At 66.5% G+C, this 17,935-nt stretch carries 16 protein-coding genes and 1 pseudogene; 8 read left to right on the top strand and 9 right to left on the bottom strand.

Annotated elements, in window-relative coordinates; all coding sequences use genetic code 11:
• Window positions 1-4: 4 nt before the first annotated feature.
• Genes AC1DFU_RS08590 through AC1DFU_RS08580 form a run of 3 tightly spaced genes read right to left on the bottom strand, consistent with a single transcriptional unit; the run spans window position 5 to window position 2,501 of the window.
• A complete protein-coding gene (locus AC1DFU_RS08590; RefSeq protein WP_441592737.1) occupies window positions 5-739 on the bottom strand; it encodes an enoyl-CoA hydratase/isomerase family protein in 735 nt (244 codons plus the stop codon).
• Complete coding sequence (locus tag AC1DFU_RS08585) at window positions 736-1,323, bottom strand: cysteine dioxygenase family protein (protein WP_092294901.1); 588 nt, start codon at window positions 1,321-1,323, stop codon at window positions 736-738. The genes AC1DFU_RS08590 and AC1DFU_RS08585 overlap by 4 nt, the downstream gene beginning before the upstream one ends.
• 5 nt (window positions 1,324-1,328) lie before the next feature.
• Complete coding sequence (locus tag AC1DFU_RS08580) at window positions 1,329-2,501, bottom strand: CaiB/BaiF CoA transferase family protein (RefSeq protein WP_092294903.1); 1,173 nt, start codon at window positions 2,499-2,501, stop codon at window positions 1,329-1,331.
• Window positions 2,502-2,638: 137 nt separating this feature from the next.
• Between AC1DFU_RS08580 and AC1DFU_RS08575 the strand changes: the two genes are divergently transcribed.
• Window positions 2,639-3,430 carry an IclR family transcriptional regulator gene (locus tag AC1DFU_RS08575; protein ID WP_177219919.1) on the top strand — a complete coding sequence of 264 codons (792 nt, stop codon included), beginning with the start codon at window positions 2,639-2,641 and terminating at the stop codon, window positions 3,428-3,430.
• Window positions 3,431-3,604: 174 nt separating this feature from the next.
• Here the strand turns inward: AC1DFU_RS08575 and AC1DFU_RS08570 are convergent.
• Window positions 3,605-3,910 (bottom strand): annotated as a pseudogene (locus AC1DFU_RS08570) (DUF4148 domain-containing protein); the annotation flags it as partial.
• 226 nt (window positions 3,911-4,136) lie between these two features.
• Here AC1DFU_RS08570 and AC1DFU_RS08565 point away from each other — a divergent pair.
• Window positions 4,137-4,949: a class I SAM-dependent methyltransferase gene (locus AC1DFU_RS08565; protein ID WP_441592848.1), complete on the top strand. Its 813-nt coding sequence runs from the start codon at window positions 4,137-4,139 to the stop codon at window positions 4,947-4,949.
• Window positions 4,950-4,964: 15 nt separating this feature from the next.
• Here the strand turns inward: AC1DFU_RS08565 and AC1DFU_RS08560 are convergent, their stop codons facing one another.
• The gene (locus AC1DFU_RS08560) at window positions 4,965-5,606 is read right to left on the bottom strand and encodes a DUF1109 domain-containing protein (protein WP_092294911.1); all 642 of its coding nucleotides are present in this window, start codon (window positions 5,604-5,606) and stop codon (window positions 4,965-4,967) included.
• A complete protein-coding gene (locus tag AC1DFU_RS08555; protein ID WP_092294913.1) occupies window positions 5,603-6,175 on the bottom strand; it encodes a sigma-70 family RNA polymerase sigma factor in 573 nt (190 codons plus the stop codon). The genes AC1DFU_RS08560 and AC1DFU_RS08555 overlap by 4 nt, the downstream gene beginning before the upstream one ends.
• Before the next feature lie 252 nt (window positions 6,176-6,427).
• Between AC1DFU_RS08555 and AC1DFU_RS08550 the strand changes: the two genes are divergently transcribed.
• The 3 genes from AC1DFU_RS08550 (at window position 6,428) to AC1DFU_RS08540 (ending at window position 8,234) form a co-directional block, all read left to right on the top strand.
• Entirely contained in the window at window positions 6,428-6,730 is a 303-nt protein-coding gene (locus AC1DFU_RS08550) for a pentapeptide MXKDX repeat protein (RefSeq protein WP_441592736.1), read from the top strand.
• Window positions 6,731-6,807: 77 nt separating this feature from the next.
• Window positions 6,808-7,434: a cytochrome b/b6 domain-containing protein gene (locus AC1DFU_RS08545; protein WP_441592735.1), complete on the top strand. Its 627-nt coding sequence runs from the start codon at window positions 6,808-6,810 to the stop codon at window positions 7,432-7,434.
• 23 nt (window positions 7,435-7,457) lie between these two features.
• The gene (locus tag AC1DFU_RS08540; RefSeq protein WP_441592734.1) at window positions 7,458-8,234 is read left to right on the top strand and encodes a molybdopterin-dependent oxidoreductase; all 777 of its coding nucleotides are present in this window, start codon (window positions 7,458-7,460) and stop codon (window positions 8,232-8,234) included.
• A gap of 10 nt (window positions 8,235-8,244) precedes the next feature.
• On the opposite strand, the gene AC1DFU_RS08535 is transcribed toward AC1DFU_RS08540, so the two are convergent.
• Window positions 8,245-13,740 carry a trifunctional serine/threonine-protein kinase/ATP-binding protein/sensor histidine kinase gene (locus AC1DFU_RS08535; RefSeq protein WP_441592733.1) on the bottom strand — a complete coding sequence of 1,832 codons (5,496 nt, stop codon included), beginning with the start codon at window positions 13,738-13,740 and terminating at the stop codon, window positions 8,245-8,247.
• A gap of 207 nt (window positions 13,741-13,947) precedes the next feature.
• On the opposite strand from AC1DFU_RS08535, the gene AC1DFU_RS08530 reads away from it, so the two are divergent.
• The gene (locus AC1DFU_RS08530; RefSeq protein ID WP_441592847.1) at window positions 13,948-14,625 is read left to right on the top strand and encodes a type 1 glutamine amidotransferase domain-containing protein; all 678 of its coding nucleotides are present in this window, start codon (window positions 13,948-13,950) and stop codon (window positions 14,623-14,625) included.
• Window positions 14,626-14,669: 44 nt separating this feature from the next.
• Here the strand turns inward: AC1DFU_RS08530 and AC1DFU_RS08525 are convergent, their stop codons facing one another.
• Both AC1DFU_RS08525 and AC1DFU_RS08520 read right to left on the bottom strand, forming a co-directional pair.
• Window positions 14,670-15,179: a GAF domain-containing protein gene (locus AC1DFU_RS08525; RefSeq protein WP_092294921.1), complete on the bottom strand. Its 510-nt coding sequence runs from the start codon at window positions 15,177-15,179 to the stop codon at window positions 14,670-14,672.
• A 72-nt stretch (window positions 15,180-15,251) separates the two neighbouring features.
• A complete protein-coding gene (locus AC1DFU_RS08520; RefSeq protein ID WP_092294923.1) occupies window positions 15,252-15,503 on the bottom strand; it encodes a DUF2789 domain-containing protein in 252 nt (83 codons plus the stop codon).
• Between the two features lie 381 nt (window positions 15,504-15,884).
• Here AC1DFU_RS08520 and AC1DFU_RS08515 point away from each other — a divergent pair, with 381 nt between their 5' ends.
• Window positions 15,885-17,297 (top strand): SLC13 family permease, encoded by a 1,413-nt coding sequence (locus tag AC1DFU_RS08515; protein WP_441592732.1) that lies wholly within the window; start codon window positions 15,885-15,887, stop codon window positions 17,295-17,297.
• A 60-nt stretch (window positions 17,298-17,357) separates the two neighbouring features.
• Window positions 17,358-17,924: a TetR/AcrR family transcriptional regulator gene (locus AC1DFU_RS08510; protein ID WP_441592731.1), complete on the top strand. Its 567-nt coding sequence runs from the start codon at window positions 17,358-17,360 to the stop codon at window positions 17,922-17,924.
• The last annotated feature ends 11 nt before the right edge of the window (window positions 17,925-17,935 follow it).

Raw genomic sequence — 17,935 nt, 5'->3', positions numbered from 1 at the left:
TTTGTTATCGTGCCTGCCGTGCCTCGGCTTGCCGGTTCACATAGGCTGTCAGCCGCTGCTGCAAGCCGGCGCATGCCGCCGAACGCACGAGCGCGGCAAGGTCGCGCGCGTCGTCGAGTTCGGCATTGCCATCGAGGGCACCGGCGAGCGGGCCGTCTAACGCGTTTGCAACCGGCGCCGTGAACGTGGCCGGGGCCGCTTCCACGCGTGCCGTGGCAAGTCCGGCGGCAAGCGCCTCGGTATCAGCGATGACGCACGCGCGCTCGATCCAGTCCCGCGCGCGATCCGTACCGATGCGCGCGGCCAGCCGCCGGCTGCCAAGCACGAGCCCGAAGCCGCGCCAGCCTGGGAAGGCGAAGCTCGCCCCCGCTACTGCGATGCGTACCGCGCAGGCAGCAAACAGGTCGGCGCCGGCGCCCATGGTGCGGCCGTGGGCGACGGCAATCGTGGGATACGGGGCACGTGCTACGCGCTGGAGCAGCAGTTCGATCCGTGTGAAGCGCGCCAGCAGGCTGTCACCGGTTTCGTCAGCCAACCCGGAGAGATCGAAGCCGGTGCAGAAATGGCGTCCCGCGCCGTCGATCACAAGACAGGCCGGCGGGCGGGCCGCGCAGTCGTCCAGCGCCGCATCGAGTGCATCGAGCAGGTCGCGGGACAAGGCGTTGCCCTGCTGCGGCCGGTTCAGTGTCAGCCGGCACACGTTGTCGTCCCAGCGGAGCAGCAGCGGCGCTTCGCTCATGCGGACGCCTTTTCCACGTTGGCGTAACCGGAGATGAAGGTCTTCATCGCGCCGGTAGCCGCATCGAACACATGCCGGGACTGCTTGCCGATATCGGTGCCGTACACATGGATGCTGATGGACACCTGGTCGTCATAGGCATTGCGCACCACGTGGATGTCGCCGATTGCAGGGGAGACGAAGGCCACGTCGCCCGGATCGAGCCGTTCGGCCTCGCCGGTCTCGACCATGCCGGCCGCGCCCTGCGCGTACGCCTGTCCCACTTCGGCACCGCGCAGCATGCCGATCGCGCCCCAGGTGCAGTGGTCGTGGATCGGCGTCTTCTGGCCCGGCCCCCACACGAAGCTCACCACGCTGTAGCGGTCCTCCGGGTCAGCGTGGAGCAGGTACTGGCGGTAGTACTCGGGATGCGGCACGGCGAATTGCGGGTCCAGCCAGTTGTCCTGCGCCACGAGGTCGCCCAGCGCCTGGCCGACTTGTTCGAGCGTGGCCGCCTCGGGCTGGCTGGTGTCCGCGACGATGGCGTCCATCCGGGCGATGAAGCGCCGCAGTGGCTGGGTGTCTGCTGTGGATGTGTTCTGCATGGTGTTTACCCCTGTTTGTCTTGCGGGTTGCCAATCGTGCGGCGGACTTCCTCCGAATGCTGGCCCAGCGCGGGCGGCGCGCTGCGCACCGGCACCGCATGGCCGTCGATGCGAATCGGCGAGGAGAACGTGCGCGTCTGGGTGCCGCCCGGCAGTTCGATATCGCGAATCCAGCGCATGTGGTCGACCTGCGGGTCTTCCAGTGCGCGCGCATAGTCGTTGATGCGCGAATGCGGCACGCCGGCGCTGCGGAAGACATCGATCCAGTGGTCGACGCCTTGCTGCACGAAGACCTCTTCCAGCAGCGCTTTCAGCGCCACCTGATGGCGGGCGCGCAGCGTGGGCGACAGGAAGCGCGGGTCGTCCGCCAGCGGCTCCATCTGCACCGCGCGCAGCACATCGCGCCACAGGCCATCGTTGCCGGCGGCAATGGCGAAGTAGCCATCGGCGGCGCGAAAGGCCTGGTAGGGCGCATTGCGGGGATGGGCGGAGCCGAGCTTGACGGGGCTGCGGCCCGTGCCGAAGTATTCGCTGGTTTGCAGTGCACCAATCGCCAGCGTGCAGCCGAACATCGGTACATCCAGATGCGCGCCGCGCCCGCGCGCCCTGGCCTGGAGCAGCGCGCTGGCGATCGTGAAGGCGCCGTACAGGCCCGAGGCGAAATCGGAGACCGGCACGCCGCATTTGACTGGGGCATCGGAATCGCCTGTGACGCTCATCACGCCTGCAGCCGCCTGGATCGTCAGGTCGAAGCCGCCCTCGGCGGCGCGCGGGCCTGACTGGCCGAAGGCGGAGATCGAGCAGTAGACGAGTTCGGGGCGCAGCGCACTCAGTCGCGCGTAGCCCAGCCCGAGCCGATCCATCACGCCCGGCCGGTTGTTCTCGATGATCACGTCGGCTTTGGCGCACAGGGCGAGCGCGACGTCGAGATCGGCGGGAAGCTTGAGGTCCAGGACCACGGAGCGCTTGTTTCGGTTCAGCGATGCGAAGTTCTCGCTGAAGCCGGCGCTAATCGGCGGCCAGGTGCGCAGCGTGTCGCCGCCGGGCGGCTCGATCTTGATCACATCGGCGCCCATATCGGCCAGCAACATGGCGCAAAATGGGCCGGCGGCCACGGAGCAGAACTCCAGCACGCGGATGCCGCGCAGCGGCAGGTCTTCGGTTTGGACGTCGGTCATGGATGGGTGTCGTGGGTCGTCATGGCTGGGGTGCATGACGTCAGGACCGAGTCTAGAACCGTTCCTCATTCCGGCACGGGTGTTCTACACTTTGGAACAGTTGCCCGGGCTCCACCGGGCGTCAGATGCTCGGTGCCATGAACAACACGCTGATTAAGGGTCTTCACCTACTCGACATCATGGCGCGCCACGGCAAGCCGATTGGCGTGAGCGAGCTCGCCCAGATGGCGAGCATGCCCAAGAGCGGCGCGCATCGGCTGCTGCAGGCACTGGTGGACGAGCACTATGTGGTGCGGGTGCCGCCGTCGGGCTACACGGTGTCGATCAAGCTATGGGAGTTGGGGTCGGCGGCGCTGTGGAGTTTCGACCTGCGCCGTCACGCGGACGCGCTGATGGAAGCGCTGATGCAATCCACCGGGGAGTCGGTCCACCTGTCCGTGCTGGACGGCCGCGAGGTCGTCTACGTGCACAAGGTGGAATGTCCGAACCCGATTCGCGCCTACAGCCAGATTGGTGGCCGCTCGCAGGCGCATTGCGTGGCCACGGGGAAGGCCATGTTGGCGTTCAGAAATCCGCAGTGGCTGGCCGAGATCGCCGATGACCTCAGCGCCGCCACACCCCGCACGATCACGGAGCCCGAGGCCTTTCTGCATGAGATGCAGCAGGTCCGCCGCATGGGGTACGCCATCAATCGGGGCGAATGGCGCCCGGGCGTGAACGGACTGGCCGCGCCCATTTTCGATGGAACAGGCGCGGTCATCGCGGCGGTTGGTATTTCCGGGCCGGACACACGGCTGCGGCCCACGCGTTTGCGCGATTTGGCCGCAGCCGTGTGCGAGGCAGCCGAGCAACTATCGACAGGGCTCGGCGAATTCGGCCCGCATGCCTCGCTGCTGCGCGTGACCAACCACTGGGGTGGGCTGCGCTAGGGCCTGGACATACCTGCATCCTCAGGCGCCATCGTAGAACGCATTGCGGGGGCGATCAATGCGCGGGATTGCCGGCACGGCGGCCATCGTTGCCACCGGCTTCTGCACCGGCGTGGGCGAGGTGGTGGTCGTGCCGGATACGCGTGCCTCGGCGGCCTCGAGCTTGGCGGGATACGTGCTGCCGACGCGGAACGGGTCATAGCCGGCCTTCTCCACCTTCAGAAGATCTTGCCGGACTTCGGCGCGCGTCTCCGGCTGGATGGCCGGCGTGCCTTGCTGCGCAGCCACCTTGGCTTCCGCTGCCTGGATATCGACGGGATAGTTGGCGTCGTTGCCGAACGGGTTGTAGCCGGCCTTCTCTACACGGATGAGGTCGGCGCGCACTTCCGCGCGGGTCACAGGGCCCGGGGTGCTTTGTGCAAAGGCCAGTGCGGGCAACGCGACAAGGGCCAGGCTGGTGAGTCTTACGAGTGTTTTCATGATGTGCTCCTTGCGAACTAACGGGTGGATCCGGATGAATCCACGACGCATCTCAGCGTCTGGCGTCAGCATGCGCGCGTCCGGCCGGCGCGATTTTCGGGTTCGCATGGATTTCTTGCGGGATCACGATGCAGGAAACTGGTGGGCAGTTGCCGCGCAGCGCAATCCACTTCGGGCGTGCGGATGCCTCGGCAAGCGCGCCATAAAGCGCTTTCAAGGGGGAATCATGACGGATTGCGATCAGGTGTTTGCTGGCTCGATCCCGAAGTTCTACGACACGTTCATGGTCCCGTTGATCTTCGAAGCCTATGCCGTCGATCTGGCCGCGCTGGTGGCAGCCGCCTCGCCCGGCGCGGTGCTGGAGACGGCGGCCGGCAGTGGCGTGGTCACGCGGGCGCTTGCGCCCAGGCTGAGCGCTGGCGCGCGCTATGTGGTGACCGATCTCAACCAGCCCATGCTCGACTATGCCGCCAGCCGGCAGGGGCCCGACAGCCGTATCGAATGGAAGCAGGCGGACGCGCTCCACCTGCCGTTCGAGGCCGCGTCGTTCGACGTTGTCTGCTGCCAGTTTGGTGCGATGTTCTTTCCCGATCGGGTCGCCGGCTATGCCGAGGCGCGTCGCATGTTGCGGCCGGGCGGTCGCTTCATCTTCAATGTCTGGGACCGCATCGAAGAGAACGTCTTTGCCAGCGACGTCACCGACGCCGTAGCCACGGTGTTCCCGCACGATCCGCCGAGATTCCTCGCGCGCACGCCGCACGGCTATCACGATGTGGCGCTGATCCACGACGAGTTGAACCGCGCAGGGTTCGCCCGCGTCCAGATCGAGACACGCGAGAAGACAAGTCGCGCGAACTCGGCACGCGACGTCGCCACCGCCTATTGCCTGGGCACGCCGCTACGGAACGAGATCGAGGCGCGCGACGCCAGCTTGCTGCAACACGCGACGGACCGGGCGACGGAGACGATTGCCAGCCGCCATGGCGACGGCCCGGTGGGCGGGAAAATCCAGGCGCATGTGATCGTGGCGGCAGGGTAGCTGTCGCCTGCCACATCACCAGCGAAGCAGGCGTGGCCCCAGCAGCGCGCCAATCGCGGTTGGCACCAGCATGCCAAGCACGTACCACACCGCCCAGAAGGCGACGCCCATCTCTGGGCAATGCAGGCAGTAGGCGAGCGTTGCCACCGCACCGGACAACAAACCGCCGACGGCGCCGGTCAGGGCCAACCGTGTCGGGGCCAGGCCGCGCAACGCCCAGAATACGGCGATGAACACCGGCACCGACAGCAGCGTGATGTTGAGCGGGCAGACCCGCCACGTCTGCCCCAGGATGGCCGCCGCCCGTTCTCCGGCGGGTGTCTGTGCGACCGCAGTGATCGCGCCCAGCCAGACGGCGCCAAACGGCACGGCGATGCCCAGCCAGCGGAAACCCGTGGTCATTCCGGGCCGTGCCAGCCGGGCCGTCATCCACAGCGCACCCAGCAGCAGCGAGAGCGGCAGCGCTACCTTCGCCCAGAACAGCGGCGTGGCGGCGACGTCGGCCAGATCCGCGCGGACGTGCAGCATCGTGGCCACCAGCAAGGTCGCCAGCGCCGTGCCCACCGCCACGGCGATACCAAAACGGCGGCTGAGCGCGTGCCGGTCCACCGGCGCGGCGCCCGTGGCAAGCATGGAAATCAGGTCGTCCGTTTTCATTTCGTTCCTCGAATCTTCGCCGCGAGCGCCTTCAGCCCGCGATGCACGCCCACCTTTACCGCCGATTCGGACAGGCCGGTCATCCGCGCGGTTTCGCTGACAGACAGTCCCTCCAGCTTGACGTGCACGATCGGCAGGCGTTGCCGGTCGGGCAGCTGGTCGAGCAGGAGGTTCAGATCCCGCCTGGCCTGGGCCGATTCCAGGTCCGGCGTCGCAAGGATGTCCTCCGCGGCATCCAGCGGCATGCTCAGCGCGTCGTGCCGCGCATGGGCGCGAAAGTGGTCCGCAAGCTTGTAGCGGGCGATGGCGTGCACCCAGGCCGTCAGCGGCTGGTCCGGCAGGTAGGTGTGCCGGGCGTTATGCACCGCCAGCAGGACTTCCTGCGTCAGATCCTCGACATCGCCGGCCTGTTGCTGGAGCCGGTGGCGGAAATAGCCGCGCAATAGCGCGGCCAGCTCGGTCAGGAACCGCGCGTAGGCCGCCTGATCCCCTGCCAGCCCGTCCGCAAAAAGTTCGCGCAGGCGCGCCTCCCGCCGCTGCAGCGCTTCCTGTCCTGTAGTTCGCTCCATCGATCGCGTTGGTTACACCGGCCACGTTAGTTTGCGCGAATTCTACGCCGCGCCGGCGGCGATGTGGTGAGCAGCGCACCGTCATTGGGGAGGAATTTTTTTTGCGATGGCTGTAACCGGATGCGCCGCCGGGGCGAATTTCCTTTCAGACGCACACATGCCGTGTGGATCTACCGCCAGCCGTCCCGGCGTGGCGCGAAGTTTCTGATGCCGGGATGCTCCCGGTCCATGTCCAAACTATGAGGTGTGAAGATGAAGAAGATCGCAATCGCCGTGGTTTCCGCCGCCTTCCTGATGAGCGGCACGGCGGCATTCGCCCAGGCCAGCGGGTCGATGGCCAAGGATTCGATGTCGAAGGACAGCATGTCGAAGGACGGCATGCATAAGGACGGCATGCACAAGGACGCCATGTCGAAGGACAGCATGGGCAAGGATGCGATGTCGAAGGACAGCATGTCCAAGGATGGCATGCACAAGGACAAGATGAGCAAGTCGAAGTCGGGGGACAAGATGGGCAAGGATGGCGATGCCATGTCCGGCGGCATGAGCAAGTGATGCCGGGCAAGTGAGCGCGCCCCTGCGCCGCAGGCGGGATGACCGTCCCGCGCGGCGCATGGGTTCTGGAGGCCGAAATGGAAACCACACATGACGCGATGCCGCGCCGCGCTGCGCCACGTGCAATCCAGCCCGTCTGGGTGCGGATATCGCACTGGCTCAATGCCCTGGCAGCGGTGGTGATGATGCTGTCGGGCTGGCGCATCTACAACGCTTCACCAGTCTTCGCCAGCTTCAGCTTTCCGGCCGACATCACCCTCGGCGGCTGGCTGGGTGGCGCGCTGCAATGGCATTTTGCGGCCATGTGGCTGCTGTTCTTCAACGGCCTGTTCTATCTGGCGATGAATGTGATCACAGGCCGGCTCGCCAGGAAGTTCTTTCCACTGGCGCCGCGTGCCGTGCTCCACGATCTGGCCGCCGCGCTGCGCGGCCACCTCTCGCATGCGGATCTCAGTCACTACAACGCCGTGCAGAAGCTCGCGTACCTGTTCGTGATGGCGGTGCTTGTCGTGCTGGTGCTGTCCGGCATCGCGATCTGGAAGCCCGTGCAGTTCCCGCTGCTGCGCGAGTTGATGGGCGGCTATGACTTCGCCCGCGTGGTGCATTTCTGTGCCATGGCGCTGCTTGCCGCCTTCATCGTCGTGCATCTGGTGATGGTGGCGCTGGTGCCGCGCAGCCTGCTGACGATGATTCGCGGGCGCTGACGTCACGAAACTGGAGTAGAGCCGTGAACCCCAAACCTCCCCGGCGCCTAGCCGTCGATCGCCAGTCGCTGATCATCGACGTACGTCGAGAACTCGACGCGCCCGCGCGGCGCCTGTTCGGCAAGCGCATCCTCACGCTCGGCGGCCTTGCCATGCTCACGGGATGCAGTCTGCGCGACGAGGCGTCGGTCGAAACCTTCCTGGGTCGCATCTCGCGCATGAACGACAAGGTACAGGCATGGCTGTTCGATCCGAACCGGCTCGCCCCCACCTACACCGCCGCGCAGATCACGCGCCCGTTTCCCTTCAATGCGTTCTACGGCATCGACGAAGTGACCGTGGTGAACGGCGATGACTTCCGGCTCAAGGTGGGGGGGCTGGTGCAGGACAAGCGAAGCTGGACGCTGGATGCCCTCTACGCCTTGCCGCAGGCGGAGCAGATCACCCGGCATATCTGCGTGGAAGGCTGGAGCGCCATCGGGCGCTGGGGCGGCACGCCGTTCGCCGGCTTTCTCCAGCGGATCGGCGCCGATACCACGGCGAAGTACGTGGGATTCAGGTGCGCCGACGACTACTACGAAAGCATCGACATGGCCACCGCGCTACATCCGCAGACCTTGTTGACCTTTACGTACGATGGCGAGCGCCTCCCACCCAAGTACGGCTTCCCCATGAAACTCCGGATGCCGACCAAGCTGGGCTACAAGAACCCCAAGCACATCATGGAGCTGTTCGTGACGAACACCTACCCGGGTGGCTACTGGGTGGATCAGGGCTACAACTGGTTCGGCGGATCCTGAACGCCGGCTGTCACGGTTCGCCAGCCTGCGTGGGCACCGTGAACTGGATGACGGCGCCGTGCGGCGCGTTCTCGCTGGCCCACAACCGGCCGCCGTGCGCCTCGATGATCGAACGGCAGATGGACAACCCCATGCCTAGCCCCGTGGACTTGGTGGTGTAGAAGGGCGCGAAGATGCTGTCGGGGTTCAGGGAGCCGAAGCCGGGGCCAGAATCCCGCACGGTAACGAGGACGCAGCCATCGGCCGTACAGCGCGTGGCGATCAGCACGTGCCGTTCGCCATCGACACCAAGCATGGCCTCGATCGCGTTGACGATCAGGTTGAGCAGCACCTGCTGCAGCGCCACGCGCTCGCCCTCGATGAGGGGCAAGTCATGTGCGAGCTGCGTCTCCACCCGGGCGCGGCTCTTCCGGGCTTCGCCGCCGGTGAGTTCCACCACCTCGCGGATGGCCGCGTTGATGTCGACCAGTTCCTTGCCGCGCGGCGCCTTCCTGATCAGTTGCCGAATCCGGCCGAGCACGTCCGCCGCGCGATTGGCATCCTTGACGATGCGTGTCAGCGCGAAGCCGACCTCGTCAAGATCGGGGCGCGGCAGGTTCAACCACCGCGTCGCGGCCTGGGCGTTGGTCACGGTCGCGGCAATCGGCTGATTCACTTCATGGGCGATGGAGGCCGCAAGCTGCCCCATGGTGGCCACGCGGTTGGCGTGCGCCAGTTCCGTCTGCACCTCGCGATAGCGGCGTTCGCCCTCGCGCGCCCTGTCTTCCGCCTGCTTCTGCTCGGTCAGGTCGAGCACAAAGGCGACACCATCCCGCCCGCCCGGTTCGAAGGTCGCCAGGCCCACGATGACTGGTATCCGGCTGCCATCCTTGCGGAGGTATTCCGTCTCCAGCGGCGCGACGCGCCCCGTCTGGATCAACGCCGCTGCGGCGCGATCGGTGTCCTGTTGCCTGTCCGGCGGCGTCAGGTCCCGCCAGCCGATGTGGCCCGAGACAAGATCCGCGCGCGCGTATCCCACCATGCGAAGAAACGCGTCGTTGGCTTCGAGGATGCCCCCATCGGCGCGCCAGACGGCAATGCCGATGATATTGGCCTCCACCAGCCGCCGGATCTTGGCCTCGCGCTCCGCCACATCACGGTACAGGCGCGCATTCTCCAGCGAAATCGCGGCCTGGGAGGCCACCAGCCGCAGCACGGCGATGCGGGACGGGCTGAATACCCGCGCCGCCAGATTGTTCTCGAGGTAGAGCGCGCCGGTGAGCTTCGCCTGGGTCATCAGTGGCACGCACAGGATCGAGCGGGCGCGATGCTGATGGATGTACGGGTCGGCGGCATAGAGCGGCTCGGCGACGGCATCGTCCAGAAAGAGAGGCTCCCGCGTGCGCATCACATGGTTGAGCACGGATGCTGGCAACATCGCCGCGCTGACCGGCACGTTGTGCGGATGCAGGCGGGTCGCGTCGCTCGTGGCTTCCGCCGCCATCCGCTGCTCGCCGCCTTCCGACAGGATCAACAGCCCGCGCTCGGCGCCGGCCTGCTCCAGGGCCGTGCGCAGGATCATGTCGATCAGCTTTTCCAGGACGATCTCGCCCGAGGCGGCCTGCGTCACCTTGATCACGGTGGCGAGGTCCAGTTGCTCGACTGACGTGGCCATCGTATTCGTGGCGCCGGGCGTGGAAGCCTCCGACCGCAGGTACGGATGCTGCGCCTCGAGATGCCGGGCCTTCCCATCTGCCCCCCAGCGCAGGTAGCTGTAGCGGGCGTCCCGCAGATACGACCGGGCGATCTTCTGAAAGCCACGCGCCGCGTAGAAGCGGGAGGCGAGTTCGTTCGCCAGCGCTTCGATGTTGACGAAGCCGTCATCCCGTGCCGCGTGGATCGCCTGCTCGTAGCGCAGTTCCGCGTCGATCTCGCGGCCCTCGATGCGGGCGATCTCGGCGCCCACCAGGGCGGCGTGGCTGGCGAAGTTCTGGGGGCAGAGATCGGCCCAGACTTGCAGTTCCCGGTGATGGTCGGCCAGGATGTCCAGATGCGACTGCTGGTCGCCGGCCGGGAGCGCATCGCAGAGGCCCGCCCGGGCCAGCGCGCCATAGAAGTAGTACTCGGCTTCCTCGAGGAACGAGTACGAGGACCAGAGCAGCGCCTTGGCATGGGCGGCGGCATCCATGGCTGCCGCAAGGTCGCCGGCAAAATACCGCGCCTGCAGTTTCCGGATCCAGTACCAGCAGGCGAATACCGGCGACGCGAGCGAAAGGCCCGGTTCGACGAGGCTTTCGCTGAAGTGTTCGCCATCCAGATAGCCGAACGTCGGGGTGATGCCGCGCAGCATGCGGATCAGCGCCAGCTGGTTCTCGCTGAAGCCGATGGCAATCCCGAACCGCACCTGCCGGGCATACGCCACGCCACGTTCCGCTTCGTCCTGTAGTGCGGGCAGCGGCTCGCCGGCGAACAGCAGGTTCGATACCAGGTTGTTGCGCGTGAACGCGCCGGACGGCACATCGCCGACCCGGTGTGCCGCATCGAAGGCACGCTGAAGTTGCTCGCCACACGTGCGCACCGGCTGCGACCAGCGCGCGACAAACACCGAGAACGACAGGTAGGTGCGCGGCTCGTAGCGCTTGAGGCCGCGCCGTTCGGCCAGTTGGCAGCCGAGTTCCCCGAACTGGAATCCCGCCTGGTAGTCCCCGAAAATCCGCCCGGCGACCCGGGCGACATTGGTATAGGCCACGCAAGAGGCATCGGTGTTGCCGTGTTCGAGGCTGAGACTGATCGCCTTGCAGATCGTCAGCCAGGCCAGGTTCCCGTCCTTCCTCGCCGTGTGCAAGGCGGGCGAGGACAGCTTGGCCAGCGCCTGGATCGTGGCAAGGGCGACCGGGTCCTCCATCGGCGGGAGATCGATCAGGGTCTCGATCGGCCGGTCCCCGAGCAGCGACCAGATGCGGTCGTATTCGTGGCGTAGCACGCTCTCGTCCGGCTGGGGTGACCATTCGATGCCCACCAGGCGGAGCAGGGCGAGGCAATCCGAGACCGCGCGGTCGCCCTGGCCGAGAATCAGGTACAGATCCATCTGCCAGCAAGCGATGCCCAGACGCTCGACCACGTCCACGGCGCGCTCGGCCAGCGTCATGAAGCGCGCTTCGGCGGCGGCCAGTTGCCCGGTCAGGAATTCGCACTGGGCCCGGTTCGACTCCAGCGCAAACATCAAGTCATAGTGGTCTTGCCAGCCGTTTTCCGGCAACAGGCCGGCGCCGGCGCCGAGATACGTCAGCGCGGAGGCATAGGCGGTGGACGCCTTGGCGCGCTGGCCCGCCAGCAGGTTGAATTCGGCCAGCTGCTCGCGCTCGGCCGCGTCCGTGATCAGCGCAGTGCCGCGATTGAGCTGGCCCACGATTTCGAAGATCGCCTCGTCGCGTTGCGCCGGCAGGGTCCGGGCGGCCAGCAGCCGGCCGATCCGCAAGTGCGCCTCGGCGCGCGAGGCCTCGGGGATCAGCGTGTAGGCGGCTTCGTGCACGCGGTCGTGCACGAACGCATAGGTGGTCTCTTGCCGGATGACCAGCTCCTGACGAATCGCCTCCCACAGCGTCGTGTGGACCTGCGCCTCGGGCATGCCCAGCACCGCTGCAAGCGTCGTGATCTCGGCGACGTTGCCGAGGCAGGAGAGCTGCTGCAACGCCTGCTGCGTCGGCAGCGGCAGCTTGGCCAGCTTGCCGACCAACAGATCGACGACGTTATCGGTGTAGCCCTTGGCGTGGATGCGCGCCGGATCCCAGCGCCATTGCCGCGTGGCATGGTCCGGGGTGAGCAGGTCTTCGTCGACCAGCGCGTGCAGGAACCGGATCACGAAGAACGGATTGCCGGCGGTCTTGTCGTGCACCAGTTGCGCCAGGGGCTCGATCCGTGCCGGCTCGCCATGCAGCGCCTCCGCGAGCAACTGCCGGATATGCGCGCTGGCGAGCGGCGCCAACTGGATGTCATCGACCCGCGCCCCCGCATTGCGGATGGCCTGCAGCTTGCCAGTAAGCGGATGGGCGGCGCCGACCTCGTTGTCGCGGTACGCACCCACCAGCAGCAGGTGGCGCATGTCCGCGTGGGTCAGCAGGTCTTCCATCAGGTCCAGCGTGGCTGCGTCCAGCCACTGCAGATCGTCAAGAAACAATGCGAGCGGATGTTCCGGGCGGGCGAATGCCCCGATGAAGGCGCGGAATACGAGCAGGAAGCGGCGTTGCGCCTGCTGCGGCTCAAGCTCGGGCACCGGAGGCGGCTCGCCGATGATGAGCTTCAACTCGGGAATCAGGTCCGTCATCAGCCCCGCGTTGGGCCCCAGCGCTTCCAGCAGGGCGCTGCGCCAACGCTCCAGCTCCGCGTCGGACTTGCCGAGCAGCATCCGCACCAGACCCTGGAAGGCCTGCACCAGCGTGGAATACGGGATGTCGCGCTTGTACTGGTCGAACTTGCCAGACGCGAACAACCCGCGCGGCGGCACCAGCACCCGGTGCAATTCGCTGACCACCGAGGACTTGCCGATGCCGGAATAACCCGACACCAGCACCAGTTCCGGCGTGCCGGTCTCGACCACCCGGGTGAAGGCGTCGACCAGGGTGCTGACTTCGCACTCGCGTCCGTAGAGCTTCTCGGGAATCAGCAGGCGGTCGTGCGTGCCGTGCGCGTCGAGCGGGAAGTCGTCGATGCGGCGCTGGCGCTCCCAGTCTTCCAGGCATTGGCGAAGGTCATGCTCAAGCCCGACAGCGGTCTCGTAGCGCTCCTCGGCCATCTTGGCGAGCAGCTTCATGACGATGCGTGAAATCGTCGCCGGCACGGTTTCCTGCCGCGCGCGCGGCGACACTGGCATCTTGGCGATGTGGCAGTGCACCCACTCCATCGGATCCGTGGCCGTGAACGGCAGCGCGCCGGTCAGCATCTGGTAGAGCGTGACGCCGAATGCGTAGAGGTCGCTGCGGGAATCGATCGACCGGTTCATCCGCCCGGTCTGCTCGGGCGCCATGTAGGCCAGCGTGCCGGCGATGGTTTCGGGCGGTTTGGGCGCCTGACGTTCGCGCGGCAGGCGCGAGGCCAGGCCGAAGCCGGTAAGCCGTGCTTGCCCGTCGGCGCAGTTCACGACGATGTGGGTCGGCTTGAGATCCTTGTGGAGTAGCCCGCGCTGGTGGAGCCCGCAGAGCGCGGTGGCGATGCTCACCGCGTGGCGCAGGAACGCCCCGATCTCCATCGGCGCGCCCAGCAGGCGGGAGAGCGGCTCGCCGCCCGGGTCCTCGAGCATCAGCGCAGTCCGGCCGGCCTCTCGCACCAGTTCCAGCGGCCGAATCGCCCAGGCGCTGTCCAGTTCGTCCTTCAGGCGGTATTCGTGGGCCAGGCGGTCCAGACTGGCCGGCAACGGCTGTTCCGCAGCGGGCCGCGCCAGCAGAAAATCGCCGGCGGCCTCGTCCGGGCGCCGTCCCCGGTAGAAGACACGCTCGCCGTCGTCCCACAAGATCTGCAGTCCGTTATGCATTACCCCGAAGCATCCTGTAGGCCTTCCCTGCGGACGCAGGTATCGAGTGAAGATACGCCGACGCCGCTACGGCGCCATTGGGGAATAGTATGAAAATGTGATGATATCGTAATATTTGGCGGATTCCTATAATCATCAGGCTCATCACGCCCAGCCCGGCCGAAGCGCCGGTCTGCGGCATTCTCGTTCTCTCCATGGAGCAACATGATGAAGATCCTGATGGTCCTGACCTCGCACGACCAGCTCGGCAATACCGGCCGCAAGACGGGTTTCTGGCTCGAAGAGCTGGCTGCGCCGTATTACGCCTTCAAGGATGCGGGCGCTGAAATCGTCCTGGCCTCGCCCAAGGGTGGCCAGCCGCCGCTGGACCCCAAGAGCAACGAGCCGGATTTCCAGACGGAACTCACGCATCGATTCGAAGCCGACGCGGCGGCCAAGGCGCAGCTTGCCGCCACCGTGCGGCTGGATTCGGTTTCGCAGGCGGACTTCGACACGGTGTTCTATCCGGGCGGCCATGGTCCGTTGTGGGATCTGGCGGAAGACAAGCACTCGATCGCGCTGATTCAGTCGTTCGTTGCCGCCGGCAAGCCCGTGGCACTGGTCTGCCATGCGCCGGGCGTGCTGCGGCACGTGGTCACGCCGGACGGCAAGCCGCTGGTGCAGGGCAGGAAAGTCACCGGCTTCACCAACACCGAAGAAGCCGCCGTGGAACTGACGAAGGTGGTGCCGTTCCTGGTGGAAGACGAGCTGAAGGCCAAGGGCGGCCTCTATTCCAAAGGGGATGACTGGGCGCCCTACGTGGTGGAGGATGGCCTGCTGATCACGGGCCAGAACCCGGCATCCTCGGCGTCAGCGGCGGCGGCCTTGTTGAAGCGGCTGGCGTGAGTTGACGCCTGCCACCAGGGCGCGCCGATGACGTTATCGGGCGCTCAGCCGTCGATGCGGCGCGCCCACGCGAGTTCCACGAACACCGCGCACAGCGCTTCCATGCCCGCCTGGTCCGCTTCGTCGAAGCGGGCTTCGCGGGGGCTGTCGACGTCCCACACGCCAATCAGCGTGCCATCGGGCGCGACCAGCGGCACCACGATTTCCGAGCGCGAGGCCGCATCGCAGGCAATATGGCCGGGGAAGGCGTGGACATCGCGTACCAGCTGCGTGGCGCGCGTCTGCGCGGCCGTGCCGCAGACCCCGCGCCCGATGGCGATGCGCACGCAGGCCGGCTTGCCCTGGAAGGGGCCCACCACCAGCTCGGCGCCATCGTAGAAATAGAAACCGGCCCAGTTCAGGTCGGCCAGCGAGTGGTAGACCAGTGCCGAGAAATTCGCGGCATTGGCGATCAGGTCGCGCTCATCGGCCAGGAGACCGCGCGCCATGTCCACCAGCGTGGCGTACTGGTCGGACTTGGGGGCGGCGGAGAGATCGTCGGAAAGCTGGAACATCGTGAGGAGGCCGGAGATATTGCGGAAGGGCCGATGATATACCGGCCGCCGGCCGCCTACATCCGCCCGACTTCAGGCCCCCGGGGCCGGCGCCCCACGCAATGCCAGATTCAACTGGTCCACCATCTCGGCCCAGTCGGCGTCTTCCATGTACTCGTCGCGCAGCAGTGCCGCCTGCGCGGGCGTCCAGAAAGGCGCCTCCCAGATTTCGACGTCCTCGGCGAGCGGGGAGTGCGTGGTGATGAAGGCGCGGATGTCGGCCTCTTCGGCGGGCAGGCCGAGTTGTGCGAACAGATCGGAGAAATGGTGGAAGGACAGGTCCATCGCGTGCTCCTGAAGGTTGGCCGGCAGTGTGATGGCCGATTCTCGCTCGCGGAGCGGGGGCCTGCAATCCTCCATCCGCCTACGCGCGCTTTGTGATGCGGCGGTCTCCCGGTGCTGTTCCGGTTAGCGTAAGGATTGGCCCGGTACCTTAATTGATGCCTGCCGCCCGGCGCCGTATTGTGGGATCACAACCAGATCAGCGGCGCGCCGGCGGAATTCTTCCGGTGACGACCCCCACCACCCGGAGACAACTCGTGACCGCCAGCCCCCGCCAACGTTTGCCTTAGCGGCGAATCCTCCCGGCAGTTCTGCCGATGCCATTCCCATGCCTTCCCTACCAAGCGGGGTGCGCCGATGCGTGCCTGCCGCGATGGAGCCGCTATGTCGCAACATTTGATTGCCATCTCAGTCCTGGGACTGATGTTCGTCGTCGCCACGGTCCTGCCGGTCAATATGGGGGCGCTCGCCTTCGTCGGCGCGTTCCTGGTCGGTACCTGGGTGGCCGCCATGCCGGCCAAGGCCATCCTGGCCGGCTTTCCGGCTGACCTGTTCCTGACGCTGGTCGGCATCACCTACCTGTTCGCCGTGGCGCAGAACAACGGCACCATCGACTGGCTGGTGCGGCTGGCAGTACGCGCCGTGGGCGGCCGGATCGCGGCAATTCCGTGGATCATGTTCCTGATCGCGGCGTTGCTGACCTCGGTCGGCGCGGTCAGCCCGGCAGCGGTAGCGATCATCGCGCCGATTGCGCTGGGCTTTGCCGCGCGCTACGGCATCAACCCGCTGCTGATGGGGCTGATGGTGATCCATGGTGCGCAGGGCGGTGGCTTCTCGCCGATCAGCATCTATGGCGGCATCACCAACAAGATCGTGCAGAAGGCCGGGCTGCCGCTGAGCGAGATGGCGACGGCTTTCGCCAGCCTCGGCGTCAATCTCGCCGTGGCGGCGGGGTTGTTCGTGGCGTTCGGCGGGCTGCGCCTGATGCGCCAATCGGCAACATCGGCTGCGGCAGCGCCGCAACCGGCCGGCGACGCGCTGGCCATACCGCATCCCTTCGGCGCCTACACGGTGGCGGCACAGGGCGCACAGATCTATGGCGATGCCGAGGCCGAGGCGGGCATGGAGGAGCAGAAAACCATGACGCGCGACCGGGGATCGATGCTGGAGGGGGGCAACGATGCCGCCAGCAGCACGGAGACGCCGGCCGGCCTCTACCAGTACCTGACCGTGGCCGGCCTCGTGGCGCTGGCCGTGCTGACGCTCTATTTCAAGCTCGATATCGGCTTCGTCTCGCTGACCATCGCGCTGGCGCTCACGCTGATCGCCCCGGACCTGCAGAAGCGGGCGCTGGGCCAGGTGTCCTGGCCGGAGATCATGCTGATCGTCGGCGTGAGCACCTATGTGGGCGTGATGGACAAGATGGGCACGATCGATTTCGTCGGCCACAGCGTGGCGCACCTGACCTCCCCGCTGATGGCCGCGCTGCTGCTGTGCTTCGTGGGCGCCGTGGTGTCCGCGTTCGCATCGTCCACCGCCGTGCTGGGGTCGCTGATCCCGCTCGCGGTGCCGTTCCTGCAGCAGGGTTCCGACGTGAGCGCGATCGGCTTTATCGCCGCGATGGCCGTGTCGTCGACCATCGTCGATGTGAGCCCGTTCTCGACCAACGGCGCGCTGGTGCTGGCCAATGCCCAGGGCGTGGATCGGCAGGCTTTCTTCCGCAAGCTGATGGTCTACGGCGCGCTGGTCACGATCATTGCGCCAGTGGTGCTGTGGTTTGCCTTCGTCGTGCTCTGAGGTTGTAGACAGGTCTGTCTTCTATAATGGTCACCATCCGCACCCGACTTCCGCACCGCCATGGCCACTCCCTCCGCCCGCGACCGCATTCTCGATACCGCCGCGCGGCTGTTCTACCGCGACGGCTATCGCGCCACCGGCATCGACAAGATCATCGCCGAGTCCGGCGTGGCGAAAATGTCGCTATATCGTCACTTTGCATCGAAAAACGATCTGATCTCGGCCTTCCTGGCCCGCCGGCATGACAACTGGATGGCGTGGTTCGCGGCCGCCGTGCGTCGCCGGCTCGCGGAACGGCCGAACCTCGATGTGCTGGCCGATGCCCTCGCCGAGTGGTTCCAGTCGGACGACTACCGGGGCTGCGCCTTCATCAACGTGGTGGCCGAGGCCGGCGGCGGCGCAGGGGATGACCCCCGGCTGGCCGGGCACGCGGTGGAACACAAGAAATCGCTCGCCGAATTTGTCGCGAACGTGGCCCGCGAACTGAAGCTGAGCGACCCCGACGCGGTGGCCGAGGAAGCCATGGTCTGCATCGAAGGGATGATCGTGCGCTACCAGATGGTGCCAGACGTGGCATCGATCGACGCCGGCCGCCGCCTGCTGGCCCGGCTGCACGCGGCCGGGTAGGCAGCTACCCC

It is taken from the genome of Cupriavidus sp. 10L45, from assembly GCF_056395225.1.
This window is presented reverse-complemented; position numbering and strand designations above follow the sequence as displayed.

Coding starts and splice junctions, on each gene's coding strand:
- AC1DFU_RS08590 (WP_441592737.1), bottom strand. CDS start 739: ATGAGCGAAGCGCCGCTGCTGCTCCGCTGGGACGACAACGTGTGCCGG.
- AC1DFU_RS08585 (WP_092294901.1), bottom strand. CDS start 1,323: ATGCAGAACACATCCACAGCAGACACCCAGCCACTGCGGCGCTTCATC.
- AC1DFU_RS08580 (WP_092294903.1), bottom strand. CDS start 2,501: ATGACCGACGTCCAAACCGAAGACCTGCCGCTGCGCGGCATCCGCGTG.
- AC1DFU_RS08575 (WP_177219919.1), top strand. CDS start 2,639: ATGAACAACACGCTGATTAAGGGTCTTCACCTACTCGACATCATGGCG.
- AC1DFU_RS08565 (WP_441592848.1), top strand. CDS start 4,137: ATGACGGATTGCGATCAGGTGTTTGCTGGCTCGATCCCGAAGTTCTAC.
- AC1DFU_RS08560 (WP_092294911.1), bottom strand. CDS start 5,606: ATGAAAACGGACGACCTGATTTCCATGCTTGCCACGGGCGCCGCGCCG.
- AC1DFU_RS08555 (WP_092294913.1), bottom strand. CDS start 6,175: ATGGAGCGAACTACAGGACAGGAAGCGCTGCAGCGGCGGGAGGCGCGC.
- AC1DFU_RS08550 (WP_441592736.1), top strand. CDS start 6,428: ATGAAGAAGATCGCAATCGCCGTGGTTTCCGCCGCCTTCCTGATGAGC.
- AC1DFU_RS08545 (WP_441592735.1), top strand. CDS start 6,808: ATGGAAACCACACATGACGCGATGCCGCGCCGCGCTGCGCCACGTGCA.
- AC1DFU_RS08535 (WP_441592733.1), bottom strand. CDS start 13,740: ATGCATAACGGACTGCAGATCTTGTGGGACGACGGCGAGCGTGTCTTC.
- AC1DFU_RS08530 (WP_441592847.1), top strand. CDS start 13,948: ATGAAGATCCTGATGGTCCTGACCTCGCACGACCAGCTCGGCAATACC.
- AC1DFU_RS08525 (WP_092294921.1), bottom strand. CDS start 15,179: ATGTTCCAGCTTTCCGACGATCTCTCCGCCGCCCCCAAGTCCGACCAG.
- AC1DFU_RS08520 (WP_092294923.1), bottom strand. CDS start 15,503: ATGGACCTGTCCTTCCACCATTTCTCCGATCTGTTCGCACAACTCGGC.
- AC1DFU_RS08515 (WP_441592732.1), top strand. CDS start 15,885: ATGTCGCAACATTTGATTGCCATCTCAGTCCTGGGACTGATGTTCGTC.
- AC1DFU_RS08510 (WP_441592731.1), top strand. CDS start 17,358: ATGGCCACTCCCTCCGCCCGCGACCGCATTCTCGATACCGCCGCGCGG.